The sequence below is a fragment of the Thiocapsa sp. genome, assembly GCF_018399035.1.
GTDB lineage: Bacteria > Pseudomonadota > Gammaproteobacteria > Chromatiales > Chromatiaceae > Thiocapsa.
This window is the reverse complement of the sequence record NZ_CP073760.1, coordinates 1,310,606-1,331,315: the sequence shown is the minus strand read 5'-3', so window position 1 is coordinate 1,331,315 and position 20,710 is coordinate 1,310,606. Positions and strand designations below refer to the sequence as shown.

Genomic DNA, 20,710 nt, shown 5'->3' with positions numbered 1-20,710 from the left:
ACCTTCATTGATCGGCCGAGCGATGGCGGTAGAGCGTGGGAGGTAGATGGGGGATTAGCAGAGTTCAGCCAAGTAGCGCTGCCGGGCGGGAGGGGTTGTAGGGGCGACTTTAGTCGCCCCCTCGCTCCTGCGGTTTGGTTTCCGGGCGACTGAAGTCGCCGCTACCCATGGGCGACTGAAGTCGCCGCTACCCCTACATGTCCCTACACGGCATGATGCGGCGCCGGCCATCGTATGGATGCGGTCAGGGGTGGATATGTCTCGGGACGATTTGTTGAAGGGGCGGTTCTCGGAGCCTGGTCGTGCGTATCACGTGACGACGGTGATCGAGGGTCGTCGGGCTGTGTTTGCGGATTTGACGTCGGGCCGGATCCTGGTCGACGAGATGCGGCTGCTGGACCGGGCGGGGGAGGTGCGGAGTCTGGCTTTCGTGGTGATGCCGGATCATTTGCATTGGTTGTTCGTGCTGGGCGACGGTGCGGATCTGTCGTCGGTGATGCGGCGGTTGAAGGGGCGCTCGGCACGGCGTCTCGGCGAGGTCGCCGGGGTGGCGGCTCCGGTGTGGCAGCGTGGTTTTCACGATCATGCGGTGCGTCGAGATGAGACGCTGCGGGACATCGCGCGGTATATCGTTGCGAATCCCTTGCGTCGGGGGTTGGTGCAGGCGGTCGGTGATTATTCTCTGTGGGATGCGGTTTGGGTAGGGGCGACTCCGTGGGATGTTGGGGATATCTTGGTGTAGATGCATATCGGGTTTTGTAGGGGCGTGTAGGGGCTGTAGGGGCTGTAGGGGCTGTAGGGGCGTGTAGGGGCTGTAGGGGCTGTAGGGGCGTGTAGGGGCTGTAGGGGCTGTAGGGGCGACTTTAGTCGCCCCCTCGCTCCTGCGGCTTGGTTTCCGGGCGACTGAAGTCGCCCCTACCTCTGGGCGACTGAAGTCGCGCCTGACTCTGGGCGACTGAAGTCGCGCCTGACTCTGGGCGACTGAAGTCGCCGCTACCTCTGGGCGACTGAAGTCGCCGCTACCTCTGGGCGACTGAAGTCGCCCCTACCCATGGGCGACTGAAGTCGCCCCTACCCATGGGCGACTGAAGTCGCCGCTACCCATGGGCGACTGAAGTCGCCCCTACCCTTGGGGGACTGATGTCGCGCCTGCCTTTGGGCGACTGAAGTCGCGCCTGCCTTTGGGGGACTGAGGTCGCGCCTGCCTTTGGGGGACTGATGTCGCGCCTGCCTTTGGGCGACTGAAGTCGCGCCTGCCTTTGGGGGACTGAGGTCGCGCCTGCCTCTGGGCGACTAAAGTCGCCCCTACCCTTGGGGGACTGAGGTCGCGCCTGCCTCTGGGCGACTAAAGTCGCCCCTACCCTTGGGGGACTGAAGTCGCCGCTACTTCTTCCCGGTTTTGAGGGCGGTGAATTCCGGGGACAGTTTACTTAATTCACTTCTGAATTGAATTCCGGGGACAGTTTACTTAATTCACTTCGATTACAGGTCAGTTCGAGCGCGGAGCAAGGCGTCAGCGCCCTGCCAAGTCCGCTATCATCAGGAAACCGGGGACGTACCACGGTTCTCGCGATCGGCGACCAACCGGCCTCGCTGATGGGTCCGGCCAACGCGCGTTCGGTGCGGTTCCCGAGATCGTCGCGTCGAGCGCGACCCCTCGGACCGTCCGGCCGGTGGAAGAGGACGACTGCACGTCGTCGATCCCGGGAGGATACCGGGGACGTACCACGCGATCGATACGGTTCCTTCGTCACCCGCTCCGCGGCGCCCGGCCACCCCAACCTTATAAGGTTCTGTATCGCGAGCGTTCAGGATCGGTGGAGGTACTGGCAATCGCGCATCATCGCCGGCGACCTGCGTACTGGATCGGACGGCTTTGACGGCAAGTACATCATCCCACAGTGTGGGTCGGGCTTCAGCCCGACAGCCCGCCGAGGCTTCCTGCAAGGTCTCGTCGGACTGAAGTCCGACCTACCGTGTGGGTCGGGCTTCAGCCCGACAGGCCGCCGAGGTTTGCTGCAAGGTCTCGTCGGACTTAAGTCCGACCCACCGTGTGGGTCGGGCTTCAGCCCGACAGCCGCAGAGGCTTCCTGAAAGGTCTCGTCGGACTTAAGTCCGACCTACAGTGTGGGTCGGGCTTCAGCCCGACAGGCCGCCGAGGTTTGCTGCAAGGTCTCGTCGGACTTAAGTCCGACCTACAGTGTGGGGTCGGCTTCGGCCCGACAGCCGGCCGAGGCACTGACGCCGCTATCGATCGGATTAAGCATCGGAAAGGGCGTGACCCCTTTTCGCCGATGCAGGTCGATCATGGGGTCACATGTTCTCGGTAGAAGTACGCTTGGCGCTCGAAGAGCTCGGTATAGATGCCTCGTTTGGCGATGAGCTCATCGTGGGTGCCGTGCTCGCGGATCATGCCGCCGTCCAGGACATAGATGATGTCCGCCATCCGAATGGTCGAGAGCCGGTGACTGATGATCAGCGCCGCTCGGCCCTCGATACGTGACCGAAAGTCCCGAAACAGCTCGAACTCCGCGTTGGGGTCCAAGGCGCTCGTCGGCTCGTCCAGGATGACGACCTTCGAGCGGTGGAGAAAGGCCCGCGCGAGCGCCAGCTTCTGCCACTGTCCGACACTGATTTCATGGCCCTGTTCGAACATCCGGCTGAGCTGGGTGTCGTAGCCGGCCGGGAGTCGGCGAATGAAGGCGTCCGCGCCGGCTTGGATCGCCGCGCGCTCGACCTCCGGGCTGTCGGCCGGCAACCGGATGTCGCCGAAACGGATGTTCTCGCGAACGCTCTCCACGTAACGGGCATAGTCTTGGAAGATGACACTGAACAGCGCCCGATAGTCGTCCACCGCAAAAGAACGCGCGTCCTCGCCATCGACCCGAATGCTCCCCTCGGTCGGATCGTAGAGCCGACAGAGCAGCTTGATCAACGAGGTCTTGCCGGATCCGTTCGCGCCGACCAGGGCGACCACCTGACCGGGGCGGATCCGCATCTCGAGATCCTTCAAGACCCAGGCATCGGTCCCCGGATAGCGAAAGCTGACGCCATCCAGGTGGATGCCTTCGTGCATCGGATTCGGAAGCGGTAAGGGGTTTTCGAGATCCTGGATGCCGGGGCGGATGTCCAGGAACTCGAACAGCACTCCGAGATAGAGATGATCCTCGTAGAGCGTGGAGATCTGCCGCACCACCTCCTGGCCCATCGACTGAGCGCGCTGAAACACCAGCAGGAAGAGGGCGAGATCGCCGACCGTATTGCGGCCGTCGGCGGTCTGGACCGTCAGATAGGCCAGCGCGCCGAAGAAGGCCAGGGTCGCGAGCGCGGCCACCGCAAGCTCGAGCTGCGTGCGGTGCCGAGTGATCCCCAGGTGCTCGCGCCGGATCAGGCCGCGCAGCTCCGCGTAACGATCGCGCAGATAGGCGCCGAGCTGATTGAGCCGCAACTCCTTGGCATGGTGGTCCGATGTCATCAGCCAACCGAGATAACCGGCGCGACGTTCCATCTCGGTGCGTTTGTGTCGCCACTCATAGAGCCGCCGGGTAAAGCGCAGGCTGACGAGGAGTGCCGGAAGGGTTGCGATCAACAGCAGCGGCAGCAGCCAGACATCCACACTCATCACCAACAGCACCACGCCGGCCATCATCAGGCCGTTCTTGAGCAGCATGAGCAGATTGCCGACGACCTGCGCGGGCCTTTGGCTGCCGAACTGCTGGGCGCGCCGCAGGGTATCGAAATAGCGAGGGCTCTCGTAGAAGGCGAGATCGGCCCGAATCGCGCGGTCGTGGATCTCGCGATCCAGGAAATCGGCGACCAGCATCCCCTGGGTCTCGCGGGCCAGGCCCGCAAGTGCGCGCGCAGCGACGTAGGCCAGGGTGCAGAGCCCGGTCAGGCCCAGGTACAGCAGCAGCGGTTGCAGGTCGACGGCCAGCTCGGCACCGTCGGCAGGCAACCCGGTGATCCTGTCGACCAAGCCTTTGATCAGGTAGAGCACGGCCAACCCCAAGGCCACCTCGAGCAGGATGAGTCCGGTGCTGACCAGGGTCCAGCCGCGCGCACTGCGCCACAACAGCGGAAAGACACGACGCAGGAGCTCGACCGGCTCCATGAGCTTACGCAGGATCATCGTCGCGGGCGCGCTTGGAGGTGGGCGATGCGGGACTCAACGGCGCTCCTGCCGAATATAAATCATCAGGCGGACGTTGTGCCGAGCCGTGCGAGGCACAACCAACCGTCGGCGAAAGTTGTGCTTCCTATCGTCAGCACAACGGACGAGCTCATGACACCCGCTCCGCGGCGCCCGGCCACCCCAACCTTATAAGGTTCTGTATCGCGAGCGTTCAGGATCGGTGGAGGTACTGGCAATCGCGCATCATCGCCGGCGACCTGCGTACTGGATCGGACGGCTTTGACGGCAAGTACATCATCCCACAGTGTGGGTCTGGCTTCAGCCCGACAGCCGGCCGAGGCTTCCTGCAAGGTCTCGTCGGACTCAAGTCCGACCCACCGTGTGGGTCGGGCTTCAGCCCGACACCGCCGAGGTCTCCCGGAAGGTCTCGTCGGACTCAAGTCCGACCCACAGTGTCGTGATAACCTCCAACTCTGCCCGGCATACCCACCAACGGACGACTCGATGAATGCACCTCGGGGAACCCTGTCATGGTTCTCGACACTCCGTCTCATGGCAACGGACAACCCGGTTCACGTCATCGTCAAGGGCGATTGCATGGCCCCGTTGGTCGCCGACGGTGCACGGATTCAGGTCTCCGGGCCGGCTGTCGTCTACTGGCCCGGGGATGTCGTCGTGCTCTTGATCGCCGGACGGGGGCTGACCGTCCACCGCATTATCGGCAGTTACCGACGGGCCGGTTGCCTGCACTATCTGACACAGGCGGATTCAGCCGAGCGCCCGGACCCCCCCGTGCCCCCCGAGTTGATCCTCGGGCGTGTACGGGGCGGAGACTGCGCGCAGGCACTCGTGACGGTTCCGCTGCGGCATCGGCTCCGAGCGGTTCTGCGCTTCCTCCGGGTCGTACTCCGTGTGCTTGCACGCCGGCCGAGCGGGTGGGCGGTTGACTCGGCCGCGCCGATGCGTCCTTCCAGCGAAATCCCGAAGCCCGGATCAGCGCAGCGCATCCGGCACACAGGTCTCGCCGGTGCGCAACTCCCGACACTGCCGAAGGACGATGAGTGTACACTGCAAGGCGACTCAAACAGGGTGGAACAGTCATGAATTCCGTGGTTGAGCTCTACGAAGCCCTCGCGAGTGCGCCGGACGAGCGTGCGCGAGCGCGTGTCATCGCCGAAGCCTTCGAGCGCTTGGAGGAGCGTTACCCGCATCTCCCGGATCTGGCGACCCGCACGCATCTGAGCGAGACTGAGCTGCGCCTGCAAAAGGACATCGAGCAGTTGCGTGGCGAGCTACGCCAGACCGAGCTGAGGCTTCAGAAAGAAATCGTCCAATTGCGCGGCGATTTAACGGCCGAGATCGAGCGGTTGCGCGGCGATGTCAAGACCGAGATCGAGCAGTTGCGCGGCGATGTCAAAACCGAGATCGAGCAGTTGCGCGGTGATGTCAAAACCGAGATCGAGCAGTTGCGCGGTGAGTTGCGTCAGACCGAGCTTCGGCTGCAAAAAGAGATCGAGCGCAGCCGCAACAGCCTGCTGCTGTGGCTCATCCCGCTGATGTTCGCCCAAGTCGGCGCGATGGCGGCCTTGGTGAAGCTGCTTTGATGGGCCCCAAGGCCATCATCATCGATCACTCTTGGCCGGACGGAGCATTCGCCCCGTCCGGAACATTTCGACCTCAACCGCGGCCTTGCCCGATGGTGCAGGCAAAGGTTCGGGACGGGGTTGCAAAACCCCGTCCCGCCTGAAACAGCCCGGCCATGTGGGTCGGGCTTCAGCCCGACAAAAGCGCTGCGGGATGCCGATACCGCCGCGTCGGACTGAGGTGATTTCCGGGAATCAACATCCCAACTGCACATCGGATTCGCCGGAGGTGATGCCGACGGTCGTCGCGAAGCGGCGACATCCCCGGGATCGACGACTTGCAGTCGTCCTCTTCATCTGATCGCGTTGAAGAAGGCCGCCAGGAAGCAATGCGTCAGACAGCCCGAAGCCTCATCCAGCTCGGCGTGCTCAGCGACGGGCAGATCGCCCAAGTGACCGGCCTGAGTCACGTTGTGTGCCGTTCGCATTCTGGGCGGCTAACGTTGCGCGGCGAGCTGCGTCAGACCGAGCTTCGGCTGCAAAAGGAGATCAAGCACAGCCGTAACAGCCTGCTGCTGTGGCTCATCCCGCTGATGTTTGCCCGGGTCGGCGCCATCGCGGCGCTGGTGAAGCTGCTTTGACGGGCCCCAAGGCCATCATCATCGATCACTCTTGGCCGGACGGGGCATTTGCCCCGTCCGGAACATTTTGACCCGAACCTCGGCGTTGCCTGCCTCGGTAGGGTCCGCTGTGCGGACCGACGGGGCTCGGGCGGCACCGGTGGTGGTTTTTGGCGCCGCATGGTCCGCGCAGCGGACCCTACGGTGATGCGGGGTTCTCCGTGCCTCAACGCGCGCGACGGGCCATGGGCGTAAACTGCGATTCGAATCAAACAAGGCGCGGGTGAACCACTATGAGCACCGTAGTCGAGCTTTACGAAGCCCTTGCTAGCGCACCGGACGAGCGCGCGCGGGCACGTGTGATCGCCGAGGCGTTCGAGCGGCTGGAGGAGCGTTATCCCCATCTTCCGGATCTCGTAACGCGCACGCATCTGAGCGAGACTGAGCTGCGCCTGCAAAAGGACATCGAGCAGTTGCGTGGCGAGCTCCGCCAGACCGAGCTGAGGCTTCAGAAAGAAATCGTCCAATTGCGCGGCGATTTAACGGCCGGGATCGAGCAGTCGCGCGGCGATTTCAAAACCGAGATCGAGCAGTTGCGTGGCGAGTTACGCCAGACCGAGCTGAGGCTTCAGAAAGAAATCGTCCAATTGCGCGGCGATTTAACGGCCGAGATCGAGCAGTCGCGCGGCGATTTCAAAACCGAGATCGAGCTGTTGCGCGGTGAGCTACGCCAGACCGAGCTCAGGCTTCAGAAAGAAATGGTCCAAATGCGCGGCGAGATGACAGCCGCGATCGAGCGCAGCCGCAACAGCCTGCTGCTGTGGCTCATCCCGCTGATGTTCGCCCAGGTCGGCGCCATCGCAGCGCTGGTGAAGCTGCTTTGAGAAGAGGCGGCCGCCTGCGGCCCGTGGGTCGGACTTCAGTCCGAAGGTGGGTCGGACTTCACTCCGAAGGTGGGTCGGACTTCAGCCCGAAGGTGGGTCGGACTTCAGTCCGAAGGTGGGTCGGGCTTCAGCCCGAAGGTGGGTCGGACTTCAGTCCGAAGGTGGGTCGGACTTCAGTCCGAAGGTGGGTCGGGCTTCACTCCGAAGGTGGGTCGGACTTCAGTCCGAAGGTGGGTCGGGCTTCAGCCCGACAAAGGCGCGCAGGATGCCGCCACCCCCGCGTCGGACTAAAGTCCGACCCACAGTCCCCCTAGCCGGACGGGGCGTTTGCACCATCCGGAACATTTCGACCCGAACCTCGGCTTTGCCCGATGGTGCAGGCAAAGGTCCGGGACGGGGTTGCAAACCCCGTCCCGCCTGGAATCGAGACGCTGATGTGAGGGCCAGGCGGCTCCACGTCGCTTGCCATCGGTCTGTTGCTGGTTGCACGCTCGTGCGGCCGTTGGCATATTCTCCAACATGAAGGCTGAGTTGCTCTTGCGCCGACGGATCGTACTGGCACCGCATGTGTTCGCCGAGCTGGTGATCTGGCGGTTGGGCGAGCCGTTGCGCAACAGCCTGCACCATTTCAAGTATCGCCTGGCGCTCGTGTGCTCAGGTCTGTGTGTACTGCGTTACGACAACGAAGCCGGAAAAGGTGATCACCGGCATTGGGGCGACCAAGAAATGCCGTACCGCTTCGAGACTGTTGAAAAGCTGGTCGCGGCGTTCAAACGCGATAGTCAGCGGATGCGTGAGGAGAACGAGCGATGCCGATCTTGACGATGAAGGTCCAGGATCTGGATGCGAGCCTGGGTGATTTCGTGCAGGCATGGAACACGGGCGCGCAGAGTGACCCGGTGGTCAGTTTTGCCAGCCCGGAGTTGCTCTGGCAAGTGTTGACCGCCAAGCGTTGGCAAATCCTCAAGGCGATGACCGGGGCCGGTCGCTTGTCGATCCGAGCGGTCGCGCGTCGCGTCGGCCGAGATGTGAAGGCGGTGCATGCTGATCTCCATGCTCTGATCGACGCCGGCCTGATCGAGCAAGACGACCAAGGTGTCTGCTTTCCTTACGACGCGGTGCATGTTGACTTCATGCTCGATGCGGCCTGAGGCCTTTCGGCGCTTCGTACAGCCAAGGCTTGCGGGATATAGCCGAGGCACTGGAAGACCCTCCTCCCGGCCGGACGGGGCATTGGCCCGGTCCGGAATATTTCGACCCGAACCTCGGCTTTGCTCGATGGTGCAGGCAAAGGTTCGGGACGGGGTTGTAAGCCCCGTCCCGCCTGGGGCTTTCGGAGGACGGCAGGCATTTCGGCTTGATTAAGCCGCCAGCTCAGCCAAGACCATGGCACAGGTCGAGCCTCCCCCGATTCGGGAGGCGATGAACCGCGTCCGTGCGCTGAGCGCGGACGAGCAGGCGCGGCGCTTGGCGTTCGTGCGCGAGCGGGCGCTGCACGACGAGGTCACTTTGCTGAACGAGGCGCAGCGCAGAGGCGAGCAAATCGGGTTGGAGAAAGGCCGGCAAATCGGGCGGGAGAAAGGTCTTGAAGAAGGCCGCCAGGAAGCAAAGAGTCAGTTGTTCTCGTGCAAGCGACCTTCGACATATTGATGAAGGATGCTGGCGATTAGCGTTTGGTATGGAATCCCTTCTGCAAGAGCTTTCTTTTGCAGGCCACGAAGATCTTTGGCGGGGAGCAGGATATTGATTCGGGCATCCTTCCGGAGCATCGCTTCAGCATATTCCTGGTGTCTTTTCTGGATCTCGGCTGCATCCTTGGAACGTTTAACGTTACCGGACACAAACGCATCCAGGATTTCGCGCTCTTCGTGATCTAGTTTGTTCATTTGTTGCTACCTCGGTAGTTTTTGGTAGCCTTGCGGCTCGGAATAATCGTCTTCAAGAAGACCTCCTCTTCCGACTCCACAAACGGAACGAGGTACACGTATTCCTCGATAGCAACCACGTGAATCTGCCGAGATTAGCGCAAAACAGCGGAGCCTTCATGGCGACATGCGGATCCCGCCTGGAGGCAAACCCGTAGGGTGTGGTGAGGCACGAACCGCACCGTGCCGCTGCCGGAGCATCGGTGCGGTTCCTTCGTCACCGCACCCTACGGCACTGGATTCCAGTATTTCCATCAAGCGCGCTGACCGACGCGCGGCAGTGCTTCAGCCCATCCACCCCAACCCCAACCCCAACCCCAACCCTCACTTTACGCTGCGCTCTCGATGGAATCGCGATGGGCAATTTCGTTGCGATACAGATCAATCATGGGAAAGCAAAGCTCATAATCCCCCCAGACGAGCTCGCCGTATTCGAGACGGAAGCTGGCGAACTTCTCGGGCTGCAGCCAACTGCGGATGTCAGGATGCGCCGCATGGCTGAGGAAAGGCTTAAAGTCGACGACCTGCTCAGTGTCGTCGTCAAAACGCAGTCGAAGACAGTGGGTGTCAATCTGCTCGGCCAAGGTGATATTGATGGTCTCTGGTGTCATTTCAGTCTCCCGATGATGCGCTCGGGTTGAACGGATCCAAGCGAACCTGCACGAAGCCAAGGCCAAGCTCTCCGCGGAACCGCGCTGGAGCAGATCAAGACGCGCTGCGGTCGTCCCGCACGTCCGGATCTGTGGGAGCCGCGGGTGGGTACCCACCCGCGGCCACCGGGTACCACCCAAAACATCACTCGCTCGTGACACTCGCTCTGCGGTGTCACGCATGCCCCTGGCGCTCTGCGCCACGTGCCGCGATGGCCGAAGTGACGAGCAAGGCCCTCGATGGTGCAGGCAAGCGTTCGGGACCGGGTTGCAAACCCCGTCCCGCCCGGGGCTCTCGGAGGACGGCAGGCATTTCGGCTTGATTAAGCCGCCAGCTCAGCCAAGACCTCAGGGTGCTTCAGGGCGATCCTCAATAGACAGAGCACCGCACCCGGCGGCACGGAGCGGCCCTGCTCCCAGTCGCGCAGGGTTGCCACGGGCGTCTGAATCAAGTCCGCGAACGCTGGCTGCGAAAGTCCTAAGGTGTTGCGGGTTACCCTGAGCAACAGCTGTTCCTCGGTGTACCTGCGGCCCGCGAGTCCCGCGTTCATCTCGGTGAGGCTTTCGCGCAAGTCCGGCAGGTCCTCCCCCGCGTCTTTTTCGATGGCTTTGGCGATCTGCTCGATGTTCACTCGGTGATCCTCTTGATCTCTTTCGGCTGGATGTTCGTCTTTTTCGATTGCGGAAGGTCGGGGTTTCGATCACGGTTCGCATGTGACAAAGGTGCTGGATTCCAGTATTTCCATCAAGCGCCCTGACCGACGCGCGGCAGGGCTTCAGCCCGAGGAAAGCGCTGCGGGATGCCGATACGGCCGCGTCGGACTAAAGTCCGACCCACAGTCCCCCGGCCGGACGGGGCATTGGCCCCGTCCGGAATATGTCGACCCGAAGCTCGGTTTTGCCCGATGGTGCCGACAAAGGTTCGGGACGGGGTTGCAAACCCCGTCCGCTTGGAATCTGACCGCCAGGTCGTCGGCGGCATGCTGCAAGTGGGAGTATTGTCGAGATCATGCTGCTGGATGCGCGGGAGAAGGGACTGCAGGCCGCTTTGCGGTGGTGCATAGCAATCTTGTGGTTTCAAGTAGAATACGCGGATGACTGATGCCTATCTCTACGCCTGCTACGGGCTGACGCTCCGGAGCCAGCTTCAACTCCCTGAGCTCCTGCCGCTCTCGGCCTCTTCGTTTCATGTAAACGTGGCTGAAATCGACATTCGACTCGGGATGGTTGCACGGGGGGGGCTCGCCGGGGGAAAGCAGATTGGGCCCTATGCCTGGGTGAATGCCCGCTCGCTTTGGCTTCAAGTTCCTCATGTCGCCCGTTTCCTGGTGAGCGAAGGCCGGGAGATCCTGATCGATCCTGAGCCCGGTATCGACGAGGACAGCCTGCGCGTCTTTCTGCTCGGTTCGGCGTTCGGGGCGTTGTTGTTCCAGCGCGGGCATCTGGTCCTGCACGGCAACGCCATCCGCATCGGGGATCGGTGCATGGTCTGCGTAGGCCCGTCAGGAGCGGGTAAGTCGACCCTGGCGGCGGGGTTCATGCGGCGAGGCTATCCCATCCTTGCCGACGACGTGGTGCCGGTGGACAGTCAATGCCGGGCCATACCGGGTTTTCCGCGCATCAAGCTCTGGCAGGACGTGACCGAGAAGTTGGCGATCGACGCCACCGATTTGCGCCGCATCCGCCCCAACACCGAAAAGTTCAATCTTCCGGTCGGCATTGAAGGGGCCGCTGAGCCCCTCCCGATTCGCTGGATCTACATCCTCGACAGCGACCATCTCGAAGCCCTGAAAATCGAGCCGATCCCCGGCATGCAACGCTTTCAGCCCCTGCACAACAACACCTACCGCGTCCAGTTTCTACAAGGCATGGCCCTGAAACCCGAACACCTCAAGCTCTGCGGCCAACTCGCCGGGCGGATTCGCCTGGCACGCCTCACCCGGCCACGGAAAGGGTTCAATCTGGAGCCGATGATCGACCGCATCCTGGCCGACATCGCCGAGCACCCCTGAACCATGGGCGGCATCTACTGGCTGGCCTCCTATCCCAAGTCCGGCAATACCTGGTTTCGCACCTTCCTGAAAAACCTGATCGAGGACGGCGACGAGCCCGCCGACATCAACGATCTCAGTATCGGCAACGTCGCCAGCAGCCGCGCCTGGCTGGACGAGGTGCTGGGTTTCGACACCGCCGAGCTCGACCCCGATGAGGTGGACCGTTTGCGCCCCGAGGTCTACCGCTGGTCGCTGCGCGACGACGCGATCGCCTATCACAAGATCCATGACGCCTACACGAGCACGCTGAACGGCGAACCGCTGGTCGGCCGCGAAGCCACGCTTGGCGCACTCTACATCCTGCGCAACCCGCTCGACGTGGCGCCCTCGTATGCGAACCATAACCACAGCAGCATCGACGACGCCATTACGCGAATGAGCGAACATGATCACGCCTTGTGCAAGTCACGCAAGGGCCTGCCGAATCAGGTTCGACAGCAGCTGCTGACTTGGTCCGAGCACGTCCTGAGCTGGGTGGATGCCCCCGATCTGAATTGCCGGGTCATCCGCTACGAAGACATGCTCGAGGATCCACTCGCCGCCTTTACCCGGGCTGCCCGCTTTCTCCAACTGCCGCACGACACGGCCCGCATTGCCAAAGCCATCCGCTTCAGCGACTTCAAAGTCCTGTCCCGTCAGGAAGAACAGAACGGGTTTCGGGAAAAAGCACCCAAGACCGAGCGTTTTTTCCGCCAAGGCAAAAGCGGTGACTGGCGCGACAAGCTGACCCCCGAACAAATTGCCCGCATCGTCGCCGAGCACGGTAAGGTGATGCGCCGTTTCGGCTATCTCAACACCGCCGGCGAACCGCTCTAAGCCCCCCTGTGGGTCGGACTTCAGTCCGACAAAACCGCATACCCCAGTGGGTCGGACTTCAGTCCGACAAAACCGCATCAAGCCTGTGGGTCGGACTTCAGTCCGACAAAACCGCATACCCCTGTGGGTCGGACTTCAGTCCGACAAAACCGCATCAAGGCAAGCCGAAACCCACCGGTCGGACTAAAGTCCGACCCGCAGGGCATCGCGGACCCTTAAAATCGAGTCAGAAACAAACCAACTCCCAAGCCGCGCAGCAGGATAGACCCCGCCTGCAGGCTCGTGTGCGGCGTAACGCCGTGCTCCAAAGCCACCAGCACGGCGCGCATCTTGGGGACATCCAACCAGGCGTTGGCCAGGGCATGCCGCTCGACGCGGTCCAGCGCGTCCCCGATGGCCTCCCGGTCGGCCAGCACACGGTAGCCGATGTCCGCGGCCTGCCGGCCTCTGACACGCGCCGTCAGCACGGACGCCGGCAGGACATCCGCCATCCCCTTGCGGATCAGACCCCGCCGGGTGCCATGGGCCCAGAAGATCGCGGGTGGCACGCGCCAGCAGAATTCGATCACGCGACGATCACGGGTGGGGTCAAGCACCTCCAGTCCATAAGCCGCGCCGGCATCCATCCAGAGTGCGCCCAGCGATGCCGAACCAAGCCGGCCCAGGCGGAAGCGAACCATCTGAGCGTCATCCGACGGCGAACCTGGATCGGCCGGGTCAGCGCCGGCAGCGCCCATGCGCGCCAGCAGGTCAGACTCGGCAACCAGATTGGCATGGATGGCGGAATACTCCCAAGTCGGGCGCGGCTGACGCCGTCGCAGCCCGACCTGCCGATACAGCGGAGACAGCAGGGGTTTCAGGGCCCGGGTCTTGATCAGCGGCCAGAATTGGCCGCGCCCTCCACGCAACAGATCCACGAACGCCGCCCCGACGCCCAGCGTCGTCAGCTCCTGCCGGAGATTCCCGGCGCCGGCCCACGAGACCGTGCCATTGCCGCCTTGACCGGTCAGCACCACCCGTGCGCCGGCGGCGTGGCACTGCTGCAGGATGTCCTGGATCCAGAATTGATTGGCGGCGGCATGACTGGGAAGGTCGTGGATCTCCAGCATGCGTTCCAGCGATCGGGCGATGCCCATATCCTCGGAGGCCACGCTGTGGTAAACGATGTTGCCGATGTGCTCGGCCAGCGAACGGGCCACCGGACCCTCATCGCCCAAACAGCCGGCTGGGGCGCCATCAGGCACGAAGCGAGGTACGGCCACGTAGGCCAGCAGCGGGCCACCGGCATCGGCCAGCATGGGCGCGGCGAGCGCCGCCACCGAGCCCGAATCAAGTCCGGCGCTGAGCATCAAGGCGACCGGGCCCTCGTCACGGCGCAGTCGATCCCGGACCGCAGCGGCGTAGACCTCACGAAAGGCATCGAAATAATCCGCCTCGCGTGTCCAGCCGAGCTCCGACAACTGCTCGGGCTGCCACCAGGGATACACCTGTACGCCCCGACCGTCACAGCGCAAGGCATGGCCGCCGGGCAGCCGCCGGATGTCCCGGTACTCGGTGGCGGCGTCCTCACCGGGGTCGATCACCAGGGTCAACTGGCGGGCGATGGCGTAGGCATTGGGGTGCCGGGGCACCTCGGGATGGGCAAGCAGGGCCTTCAGCGCGGTCGCAAAAATCAGCCGGCGGCTGTCATGCCAATAATAGAGCCCGGTATTGCCCGCCGCGTCGCGCCCAATCCAGAGGCGGCGGGCCTGGCGGTCCCAAACAGCGCACACCCAGTCACCCAGGACGTGCGCCGCGCAGTCGCTGCCCCAGCGGCGCCACGCCCGGGCGAAGAGCTGGAGATCGGCCAGATCGACCGGCACACCCAAGGTCCGACAGAGCGGCTCCCGATCATCGAGACGGACGTGCCCGACCAGGATCAGATCGGGCGCGATCAATAGCTGCGCAGGTTGGCGGCCATGCTCGCAGAGATACCGGTCACGCGCACCGAGAACGACCCATCCCTCCGCCCAACACCCCTGATGGTCCGTTCCCCAGTGGGCGATCGCCCGACTCATCAGGTCAATGTCGTCCCTGCGTGGCAACCCGTCGCCGGAAAACCCGAACTCACCAAAAAAAACACCCATGTCACTGCGCCTCGCGATCGGGCCTTGGGAACGATTTAACATCAATAAGAACAGTAGGTTGGGCAAAGCGCAGCGTGCCCAACCCGCGCCGGCGTCACTGGAAGCTGTTGGGCACGCTGCGCTTTGCCCAACCTACGACTGATCGCGATTAAACCGCGTCTCCGCGAAGGGCTGTGGATGCACCAAACGTCGAAACACTCGAAAGCTGGCATCTCGCTCTAAACGCGGTTTAAGATCCAAACCTTGGAGATCCTGCCAAAAACGACGCCATGACACCATTCTCCCTCAACAGCCCCCTGCAACGTCATCCCGATCTGATCGCTGTCGACATGGACGGCGACACCGTGATGATGAGCATCGAGCGGGGCGATTATTTCGGTATCTGCGGGGCAGTCGGACCACGCGTCTGGGAACTCTTGGAAAACCCGGTGACACTGGCCGACATCGTGGCCACCTTGTGTGCCGAATTCAGGGTTGATGCGGCGACGTGCGAGGCAGACATGCGCGTCTTCCTGCAACAGTTGCGCGAGCTTGACCTGATCGTACCGGCCTGATCCCCAAGCCTTGCGGCCCGGCGGGCAAGACGCTTGCCGGGGTATGCCGCACACCGAATGCCTTCTCTCGTGTGGCGAACGCATGGCGCTCCGAACGCGGTTTAACACGTTGCGATCGATCAAAACAATGACTCTCAACCTCACCGCGCTCGCCGATAAGTGCTAAAGTTTAGAAGCCGAGGCGATGTATCTTGCGGAACTAAGGAGACACCAACATGATGAGGTTCGGAGTTTTAATAGGCGCATGTGCCTGTCTGTTGTCGACTGCAGCCATGGCGCAGTTCGACTCAGTCATGGGCGCCCCTGAGCCGGTAACAATGGAGCCGGAACCCGCCGTGGTGGTGCTCCGCGATGGCATGGCCGTCATCCAAGAGTCACAACCGGTCACCAAGAAGCCGCGTCCCACTCAGGTCGAGCCCGAGGTGCTGGCGGGTCTGCGCGCCGCAGAAGAAAGGGCAGCGTCCAAGCGCCAGTTTCTGGATCATAAAACGGCAACCATGGCCGAGAACCTCGGCTTCTCGAGCACCGATTCATATGCCACGGCCGCTGCAACCATCGCCGAAAACCTCGGCTTCCCAAACACCGACCCTGATGCCACGGTCGCAGGCAGAGTCATGATGGCGAATGGCAGGCCGATGGCCGACGCCGCCGTCGTCCTCATGGACACCAACGGCAACCTCATGGCCCAGGGACACACCGACGTCTCGGGTTGGTACGAGGTCGCCTCGTTGCAGGAAGGACCGTATGTCATGCAGGTGCTTCCGTCGGCCCGCGATGCAGCCCGATGGGCGCGCACCTGGTACCCCGCCAACCGCAGCTTCCTACGGGCTGAGGTGCTTGAGGTGACGGGTGCCGGGACGACTGCCGATGTGACGGTACAGCGCGGTGCGCGCCTGTTCTTGACCGTGGTGGAAAAACGCAAGCCGGTGACTGGGGCGACGGTCCAGGTGTGTGGCGAGAGCTACCACGACTGCCAGGCGGCCACCTCGAACGCCAGAGGCACAGTGGCGCTCGTGGGCTTGGCCGTGAGCCCGGTGCGTATCGCGGTGACCACCACCGACGGGTCAAGGTACGAGTTCACGTCTGAGCTCCGGTCCGCCGGCCTCAACAGGATCAGGCTGAACACGGTCAAGGGTAAGCTGGTAGCGACTGGAGGAGCGTCATGAGCAGCACACGACAACGCGTGATCGGCGGGTGGGGCCCGGGTGTCTTGCTGATAGCGAGTCTTGCGGCAATCGGGCCGGCGGCGGGCGATGGCGTCGGGCTTGACCTGCTTGTTGTTGGCGATCCATATTCGCCAGTTCCCGAGCCTTTCGCCACATTTCAAGGTTCGACCAACCTCGGTGAGGGATTTATTTTCGCTAACCAACCTACCATGATTGCAATGGGGGGACTAACTGCCAACGACAATGAATTTGTGGTCACACCACAATGTACGAATACGGGTGATCCCGACCACAATCAACCCAAGCTACTGACTCAGATCGAGTTCTTAGGAGCTCTCGGCTACCAGTACAAAATAGGAGCGGTGAAGGGGAAACTCTGCGATGGGGCGGCCTCAGGATTAAGCACGTTGACACTGACCGTCAACATGAATGCTAACTCGTGTTTGGTTAGCGGACGAGCCGGCCAACTGGAGGCGGGAAGCTACCCAGTCACAAAGGACGTGCCCAACCCCGAGGATTTTCTCTATTTGGCTGAATTCATCAACAACGGAGTAGATCCAATTGGCGGTCTTAAGGCCTACAGGGCGATAAAGGGTGGCACGAGCGGAGTGTTCTCAGCGAGCGATGTCGATGCTACTGTGGACAATTGGCAAATGTCCGTCTATCTGCCTGCAACCCGGCCGTGCAAACCCCCAACAGGACCGTCATTCCTCGGAACGACGCCAGGAAAGACGAACACTGGCAGGATAGGCTACGGCAGCGTATCCGACTTTGGTTCAAGTGTTATGAGGCAGGTTCAGGCAGATGCGGGCACGACGAGCGTCGCTTTAGGGAGTGGCGGAGCAGGTCTATACCAGCAGCGTCAGAAGATGGATGCTCGTGACCCCTCCTCTGGGATTGTCGGCGCGAAACGAATCCAGGCTCTCCCATTGGACGCGGGCGTTGGTGGGAGTTCCCCTTATGGCGGCTATCGTACTGATGGATTCTTTGTTCAGTGTGGAGCGAATAATGGCACCACTGCAGTTACCTTATCAGTGAAATGCCGACTGGCGGGCGTAATCAGTCCCCCTTCCGACATGGTGGGGTCTGACACTGCTGCCACTTATGGGGTCAGAGTGCAGGTTGGAGGCGTTACGGCACCCGATGGTTTTAATCGCTGGACGCCGACGGGCGCGGTGGGCCAAACAGTGAAATTTAGAGCCAGAGAGGTCTCATGGGTCGGTTACGGGGATTTGAGCGATGAAACGAGCCTGCAGATACTCGACGACGGCACCTAGGGTGTTGCAGCGTGCCTGAAGTGCGGGTAATGCCGAGGGCCTCGAAATCCCTAACGCGGGGCGGCGCGACCGAGCACGCGGTCAAAGGGGTCGGTCAGTTAAAAGGGCTCGGAGCCTGAGGTATCCCCACTAAAACATCTTATAAGACAATCGGTTATCGTCACATATTCAGTCAGAATAGAACATGCATGGGGTTTGATGGTCCACAACGGGCGACCAAACCTGCGGAGGGTCCCCATGCATGCCCTAGAAGCGAAAAGGGGTCAGAGCCCTTTTCGCTGCTAAACTTCGACGGAAGCAATCAACCGACGACCCGCGATAGATTCTGCACATGCCGTCAGGCGTGCGCCCGGCAAGCCGCGCCAATCCATGCAACGACTCGCCCTCCCCAATAAACAGCGGTTTGATCTCCCCTCGCTCCCCATCGGCACGCACTGTGCCCTCCTGTGCATGTCTCCTTCATGGCCCAGGCAACGTCCGAGGAACAACCCCTGTCAAGTCCGCACAAAACCACCTCCATATCGCCAACGGTATGGAACCGGTTTCCGGGCAAAACACCGCGCACGGCTCTCTGAATTAAATCAACCGTGAAGCATTCAACGCTTACCCGGAGCAGCATCTTGATCAAACGGCCGCAAAGGTCGCGGTAAATGGTGGGTCCGGTTGTGAAAAGGCAGGCGGCCTTACGGGGGAGGAGGAGCGGTGTTTGGACGAGGCGATGATGCCAGAAGAAAACGGATGCACTCCCTGACCGCGAGTGACGAGGGAGACCCGATACATACGCTCGGTACGAAGCACAAGCGCCCTACTCAGGTCGCCGACATCTCTTGAGAGTCTCGGCACAACCCTGCGACGGGACCACCCATCAGGCTTTCACCCGCTCATGCCACCCGGAAGCGCTTTATTGAAAACAGTCGCCGGTTTTATGCATAAACGCAATTAAGCACGTCTAGCTGAGGTTCGAGCGCGATATCCGAGGTGGTATAGCGCCGGTCTGCGCGCACTTCCTCCCTATCCGGCCTAAGTGGCTTGCGCACGGCGATGGGCGAGCCTTTTTCGACCCCTCAGGACTGGTAAATACCAAAGCCATCTTCGATGTAAGCGGGTCGACCTCCCGACTCGGTGTCTTTGGTGTTTATACGCTCCACCCGCGGAGGTCCGTATGCTTTGCGTTCGTCGATCCCGTGACCATCATCGCTACGCTCTACCTGCTCATGCTCGTTCGTCAACGACATGATGAATTCTCCTGTGAAATGGGTTGTTACGCCTAAAACCTGGTCCCATGACATACCGCTCGTCGCCGTCGGGCTGTCCGTCTACGCCGCCGCCCGGCCGCCGGATGATACACCGATCGGCAACGCCTTTCCCATGCCTTTCCGACGTTCCGGACTGGGGGCGGCGCCTCGGGCCGCCGAAGTGCGCGTCCTGCCGACCTAGTGTGCCGCAAAGCCGTTCTCCGGTCCAGGCTCACCGGACCCGGCAACTTGCCACCGATCAGTTTTCCCGGTCTGAAAAGGAGTCAGAGCCCTTTCCGATGCTTAACCTGATCGATAGCGGCGTCATTGCGCCGCACGTCGTTCAGCGCCGATCGCCCGCGCGCAGGGCCTCGACCTGTTCGAGACTCAGGCCGGTGACCTGCGCGATCTGCTCGTCGCCGAGCACGCCGAGCTGGATAAGGCTGCGGGCGGTCTGCCTCGCGGCTTCCCGGCGGCCTTTCTCCAACCCGATCTGTTGGCCTTTCTCCAGACCGATCTGCTCGCCTCGGCGCTGCGCCTCGTTCAGCAGCGTGACCTCGTCGTGCAGCGCCCGCTCGCGCACGAACGCCAAGCGCCGCGCTTGCTCATCCGCGCTCAGCGCCCGCACGCGGTTCATCGCCTCCTGGATCGGGGGATGCTCGACCTGTGCCATGATGGCCTCCTCTCGCCAATGCTCGAAAAACGTCACCCACGCGCATAATGGACCGGCCGTGAGTCCCAGCCGGTCGGCTTTCTTCAATTCGATCAGGTTCAGTTGCAGGACGTTCCCGAGCGTCACCTCGGGTTGGGTGGCGTCGCGCATCTCGAAGCGCCACAGCGCCTGGTTCTGCTGCGCCGCACCGTCCTCGAACAGGTCGAAATCCAGCAGGTGAATCCCGACGACCGTGCCCAATTCCTCGTAGTCCTCCCCCGCACCCAACTGCTGCACGAGCACGCGCGTCAAATAGTACAGCCCGCGCCGCCCCCAGGCGTCATAACGGCGCACCTGGATCTCGATGTTGTAGCAGGTCCCGGCGGCATCGCGGGCAAGCACGCCCGTCAAAGCCGTCCAACCCAGTACTCAGGTCGCCGGCGATGATGCGCGATTGCCAGTACCTCCACCAATCCTGAACGCTCGCGATACAGAACCGTATACGGAAATCGCCTCAGGCTCTTGCGCCTGACATCCGGTGATTGCTCGACGGGGTTTCTGCGGGGGGCGGCGCAAACCGTGTCGATGACGCTCTCGAAGTCCGCCAGCAATGCAGCGCCGAGTCCGGGACGCTTCGATTCGTAATAGCGGATGGCCTCCAAGTACTCCGCTTCGGCGGCCGGGTGGAATGAATAGCTCATCTGAGCAGCGACATCGCCTTTCGCCTCACGTCCTCCGCAGGTATCGGCTGAACCCGTTCCTCGTCGAGTTCGCACGCCCTGCGAGAAGCCTCCATCAGCCAATCCCCGGCGATGTCATCGTCCGTTGGCGCGTCCAGGCTCAACAGGAGATTCTGTGCCAACTCTGCCCGTTCGTCCTCGGTGAGATGCATGGCCTCACGTTCGATCTCGCGCAGATTCATGTTCTATTACCCAATTAAGTTGCTAAATCGTTACTCCGAAAAGGCAGAAGAGGGTCAGAGCCCTTTTCGATGCTTAACCTGATCGATGGCGGCGTCATTGCGCCGCGCGTCGGT

General features: G+C 62.2%; 21 protein-coding genes. 13 read left to right on the top strand and 8 right to left on the bottom strand.

The features are described from left to right. Positions 1-256 precede the first annotated feature (256 nt). Positions 257-742 carry a transposase gene (locus KFB96_RS06130; protein ID WP_213465638.1) on the top strand — a complete coding sequence of 162 codons (486 nt, stop codon included), beginning with the start codon at positions 257-259 and terminating at the stop codon, positions 740-742. A gap of 1,563 nt (positions 743-2,305) precedes the next feature. Here KFB96_RS06130 and KFB96_RS06125 read toward each other — a convergent pair. Further along, a complete protein-coding gene (locus KFB96_RS06125; RefSeq protein ID WP_213465640.1) occupies positions 2,306-4,129 on the bottom strand; it encodes an ABC transporter ATP-binding protein in 1,824 nt (607 codons plus the stop codon). Positions 4,130-4,636: 507 nt separating this feature from the next. Here KFB96_RS06125 and KFB96_RS06120 point away from each other — a divergent pair. The 7 genes from KFB96_RS06120 to KFB96_RS06090 all read left to right on the top strand — a co-directional run bounded on the left by KFB96_RS06120 (position 4,637) and on the right by KFB96_RS06090 (position 8,869). Continuing rightward, the gene (locus KFB96_RS06120; protein ID WP_213465641.1) at positions 4,637-5,236 is read left to right on the top strand and encodes a S24/S26 family peptidase; all 600 of its coding nucleotides are present in this window, start codon (positions 4,637-4,639) and stop codon (positions 5,234-5,236) included. Continuing rightward, a complete protein-coding gene (locus tag KFB96_RS06115; RefSeq protein WP_213465643.1) occupies positions 5,233-5,736 on the top strand; it encodes a coiled-coil domain-containing protein in 504 nt (167 codons plus the stop codon). The genes KFB96_RS06120 and KFB96_RS06115 overlap by 4 nt, the downstream gene beginning before the upstream one ends. Positions 5,737-6,104: 368 nt before the next feature. Next, positions 6,105-6,356: a hypothetical protein gene (locus KFB96_RS26410; protein ID WP_300971340.1), complete on the top strand. Its 252-nt coding sequence runs from the start codon at positions 6,105-6,107 to the stop codon at positions 6,354-6,356. A 272-nt stretch (positions 6,357-6,628) separates the two neighbouring features. Next, positions 6,629-7,219, top strand: a complete 591-nt coding sequence (locus KFB96_RS06105; protein ID WP_213465645.1) for a DUF1640 domain-containing protein — start codon at positions 6,629-6,631, stop codon at positions 7,217-7,219. Positions 7,220-7,738: 519 nt separating this feature from the next. Next, positions 7,739-8,041 (top strand): DUF6516 family protein, encoded by a 303-nt coding sequence (locus tag KFB96_RS06100; protein WP_213465647.1) that lies wholly within the window; start codon positions 7,739-7,741, stop codon positions 8,039-8,041. Beyond that, the gene (locus KFB96_RS06095; RefSeq protein ID WP_300971339.1) at positions 8,029-8,370 is read left to right on the top strand and encodes a winged helix-turn-helix transcriptional regulator; all 342 of its coding nucleotides are present in this window, start codon (positions 8,029-8,031) and stop codon (positions 8,368-8,370) included. The genes KFB96_RS06100 and KFB96_RS06095 overlap by 13 nt, the downstream gene beginning before the upstream one ends. 235 nt (positions 8,371-8,605) lie before the next feature. After that, positions 8,606-8,869 (top strand): hypothetical protein, encoded by a 264-nt coding sequence (locus tag KFB96_RS06090; RefSeq protein ID WP_213465649.1) that lies wholly within the window; start codon positions 8,606-8,608, stop codon positions 8,867-8,869. Here KFB96_RS06090 and KFB96_RS06085 read toward each other — a convergent pair. The 3 genes from KFB96_RS06085 to KFB96_RS06075 all read right to left on the bottom strand — a co-directional run bounded on the left by KFB96_RS06085 (position 8,833) and on the right by KFB96_RS06075 (position 10,426). Further along, the gene (locus tag KFB96_RS06085) at positions 8,833-9,105 is read right to left on the bottom strand and encodes an antitoxin (RefSeq protein ID WP_213465651.1); all 273 of its coding nucleotides are present in this window, start codon (positions 9,103-9,105) and stop codon (positions 8,833-8,835) included. The two genes, KFB96_RS06090 and KFB96_RS06085, sit on opposite strands and share 37 nt — an antisense overlap. A gap of 368 nt (positions 9,106-9,473) precedes the next feature. Continuing rightward, entirely contained in the window at positions 9,474-9,755 is a 282-nt protein-coding gene (locus KFB96_RS06080) for a DUF2442 domain-containing protein (protein WP_213465653.1), read from the bottom strand. Between the two features lie 362 nt (positions 9,756-10,117). Next, positions 10,118-10,426: a helix-turn-helix domain-containing protein gene (locus KFB96_RS06075; protein WP_213465655.1), complete on the bottom strand. Its 309-nt coding sequence runs from the start codon at positions 10,424-10,426 to the stop codon at positions 10,118-10,120. 462 nt (positions 10,427-10,888) lie between these two features. On the opposite strand from KFB96_RS06075, the gene KFB96_RS06070 reads away from it, so the two are divergent. Together KFB96_RS06070 and KFB96_RS06065 are read left to right on the top strand one after the other, a co-directional pair. Beyond that, positions 10,889-11,806 carry a hypothetical protein gene (locus KFB96_RS06070; protein WP_213465657.1) on the top strand — a complete coding sequence of 306 codons (918 nt, stop codon included), beginning with the start codon at positions 10,889-10,891 and terminating at the stop codon, positions 11,804-11,806. A gap of 3 nt (positions 11,807-11,809) precedes the next feature. Beyond that, on the top strand, positions 11,810-12,664 hold the full coding sequence (locus KFB96_RS06065; RefSeq protein ID WP_213465659.1) for a sulfotransferase domain-containing protein: 855 nt from the start codon (positions 11,810-11,812) through the stop codon (positions 12,662-12,664). 215 nt (positions 12,665-12,879) lie between these two features. Here the strand turns inward: KFB96_RS06065 and KFB96_RS06060 are convergent, their stop codons facing one another. Next, positions 12,880-14,721 (bottom strand): asparagine synthase-related protein, encoded by a 1,842-nt coding sequence (locus tag KFB96_RS06060; RefSeq protein WP_213465661.1) that lies wholly within the window; start codon positions 14,719-14,721, stop codon positions 12,880-12,882. Positions 14,722-15,059: 338 nt separating this feature from the next. Here KFB96_RS06060 and KFB96_RS06055 point away from each other — a divergent pair, with 338 nt between their 5' ends. From KFB96_RS06055 to KFB96_RS06045, 3 genes are all read left to right on the top strand, one after another. Next, the gene (locus KFB96_RS06055; RefSeq protein ID WP_213465663.1) at positions 15,060-15,344 is read left to right on the top strand and encodes a PqqD family peptide modification chaperone; all 285 of its coding nucleotides are present in this window, start codon (positions 15,060-15,062) and stop codon (positions 15,342-15,344) included. Between the two features lie 272 nt (positions 15,345-15,616). Continuing rightward, entirely contained in the window at positions 15,617-16,510 is an 894-nt protein-coding gene (locus KFB96_RS06050) for a carboxypeptidase-like regulatory domain-containing protein (protein ID WP_213465664.1), read from the top strand. Further along, positions 16,507-17,787, top strand: coding sequence for a hypothetical protein (locus tag KFB96_RS06045; protein ID WP_213465666.1), 1,281 nt, complete (start codon positions 16,507-16,509; stop codon positions 17,785-17,787). Before KFB96_RS06050 ends, KFB96_RS06045 begins: the two co-directional genes overlap by 4 nt. Before the next feature lie 1,578 nt (positions 17,788-19,365). On the opposite strand, the gene KFB96_RS06040 is transcribed toward KFB96_RS06045, so the two are convergent. Genes KFB96_RS06040 through KFB96_RS06030 form a run of 3 tightly spaced genes read right to left on the bottom strand, consistent with a single transcriptional unit; the run spans position 19,366 to position 20,596 of the window. Next, positions 19,366-20,076 (bottom strand): Rpn family recombination-promoting nuclease/putative transposase, encoded by a 711-nt coding sequence (locus tag KFB96_RS06040; RefSeq protein WP_300971338.1) that lies wholly within the window; start codon positions 20,074-20,076, stop codon positions 19,366-19,368. Positions 20,077-20,081: 5 nt separating this feature from the next. Beyond that, positions 20,082-20,375 carry a type II toxin-antitoxin system RelE/ParE family toxin gene (locus KFB96_RS06035; protein ID WP_213465668.1) on the bottom strand — a complete coding sequence of 98 codons (294 nt, stop codon included), beginning with the start codon at positions 20,373-20,375 and terminating at the stop codon, positions 20,082-20,084. Next, positions 20,372-20,596 carry an addiction module protein gene (locus KFB96_RS06030; protein WP_213465670.1) on the bottom strand — a complete coding sequence of 75 codons (225 nt, stop codon included), beginning with the start codon at positions 20,594-20,596 and terminating at the stop codon, positions 20,372-20,374. Before KFB96_RS06030 ends, KFB96_RS06035 begins: the two co-directional genes overlap by 4 nt. Positions 20,597-20,710: the final 114 nt, after the last annotated feature.

Excerpts from the sequence above, each read along its gene's own strand:
- KFB96_RS06130 (WP_213465638.1), top strand. The coding sequence starts at position 257 with ATGTCTCGGGACGATTTGTTGAAGGGGCGGTTCTCGGAGCCTGGTCGT.
- KFB96_RS06125 (WP_213465640.1), bottom strand. The coding sequence starts at position 4,129 with ATGATCCTGCGTAAGCTCATGGAGCCGGTCGAGCTCCTGCGTCGTGTC.
- KFB96_RS06120 (WP_213465641.1), top strand. The coding sequence starts at position 4,637 with ATGAATGCACCTCGGGGAACCCTGTCATGGTTCTCGACACTCCGTCTC.
- KFB96_RS06115 (WP_213465643.1), top strand. The coding sequence starts at position 5,233 with ATGAATTCCGTGGTTGAGCTCTACGAAGCCCTCGCGAGTGCGCCGGAC.
- KFB96_RS26410 (WP_300971340.1), top strand. The coding sequence starts at position 6,105 with ATGCGTCAGACAGCCCGAAGCCTCATCCAGCTCGGCGTGCTCAGCGAC.
- KFB96_RS06105 (WP_213465645.1), top strand. The coding sequence starts at position 6,629 with ATGAGCACCGTAGTCGAGCTTTACGAAGCCCTTGCTAGCGCACCGGAC.
- KFB96_RS06100 (WP_213465647.1), top strand. The coding sequence starts at position 7,739 with ATGAAGGCTGAGTTGCTCTTGCGCCGACGGATCGTACTGGCACCGCAT.
- KFB96_RS06095 (WP_300971339.1), top strand. The coding sequence starts at position 8,029 with ATGCCGATCTTGACGATGAAGGTCCAGGATCTGGATGCGAGCCTGGGT.
- KFB96_RS06090 (WP_213465649.1), top strand. The coding sequence starts at position 8,606 with ATGGCACAGGTCGAGCCTCCCCCGATTCGGGAGGCGATGAACCGCGTC.
- KFB96_RS06085 (WP_213465651.1), bottom strand. The coding sequence starts at position 9,105 with ATGAACAAACTAGATCACGAAGAGCGCGAAATCCTGGATGCGTTTGTG.
- KFB96_RS06080 (WP_213465653.1), bottom strand. The coding sequence starts at position 9,755 with ATGACACCAGAGACCATCAATATCACCTTGGCCGAGCAGATTGACACC.
- KFB96_RS06070 (WP_213465657.1), top strand. The coding sequence starts at position 10,889 with ATGACTGATGCCTATCTCTACGCCTGCTACGGGCTGACGCTCCGGAGC.
- KFB96_RS06065 (WP_213465659.1), top strand. The coding sequence starts at position 11,810 with ATGGGCGGCATCTACTGGCTGGCCTCCTATCCCAAGTCCGGCAATACC.
- KFB96_RS06060 (WP_213465661.1), bottom strand. The coding sequence starts at position 14,721 with ATGAGTCGGGCGATCGCCCACTGGGGAACGGACCATCAGGGGTGTTGG.
- KFB96_RS06055 (WP_213465663.1), top strand. The coding sequence starts at position 15,060 with ATGACACCATTCTCCCTCAACAGCCCCCTGCAACGTCATCCCGATCTG.
- KFB96_RS06050 (WP_213465664.1), top strand. The coding sequence starts at position 15,617 with ATGGCGCAGTTCGACTCAGTCATGGGCGCCCCTGAGCCGGTAACAATG.
- KFB96_RS06045 (WP_213465666.1), top strand. The coding sequence starts at position 16,507 with ATGAGCAGCACACGACAACGCGTGATCGGCGGGTGGGGCCCGGGTGTC.
- KFB96_RS06035 (WP_213465668.1), bottom strand. The coding sequence starts at position 20,375 with ATGAGCTATTCATTCCACCCGGCCGCCGAAGCGGAGTACTTGGAGGCC.
- KFB96_RS06030 (WP_213465670.1), bottom strand. The coding sequence starts at position 20,596 with ATGAATCTGCGCGAGATCGAACGTGAGGCCATGCATCTCACCGAGGAC.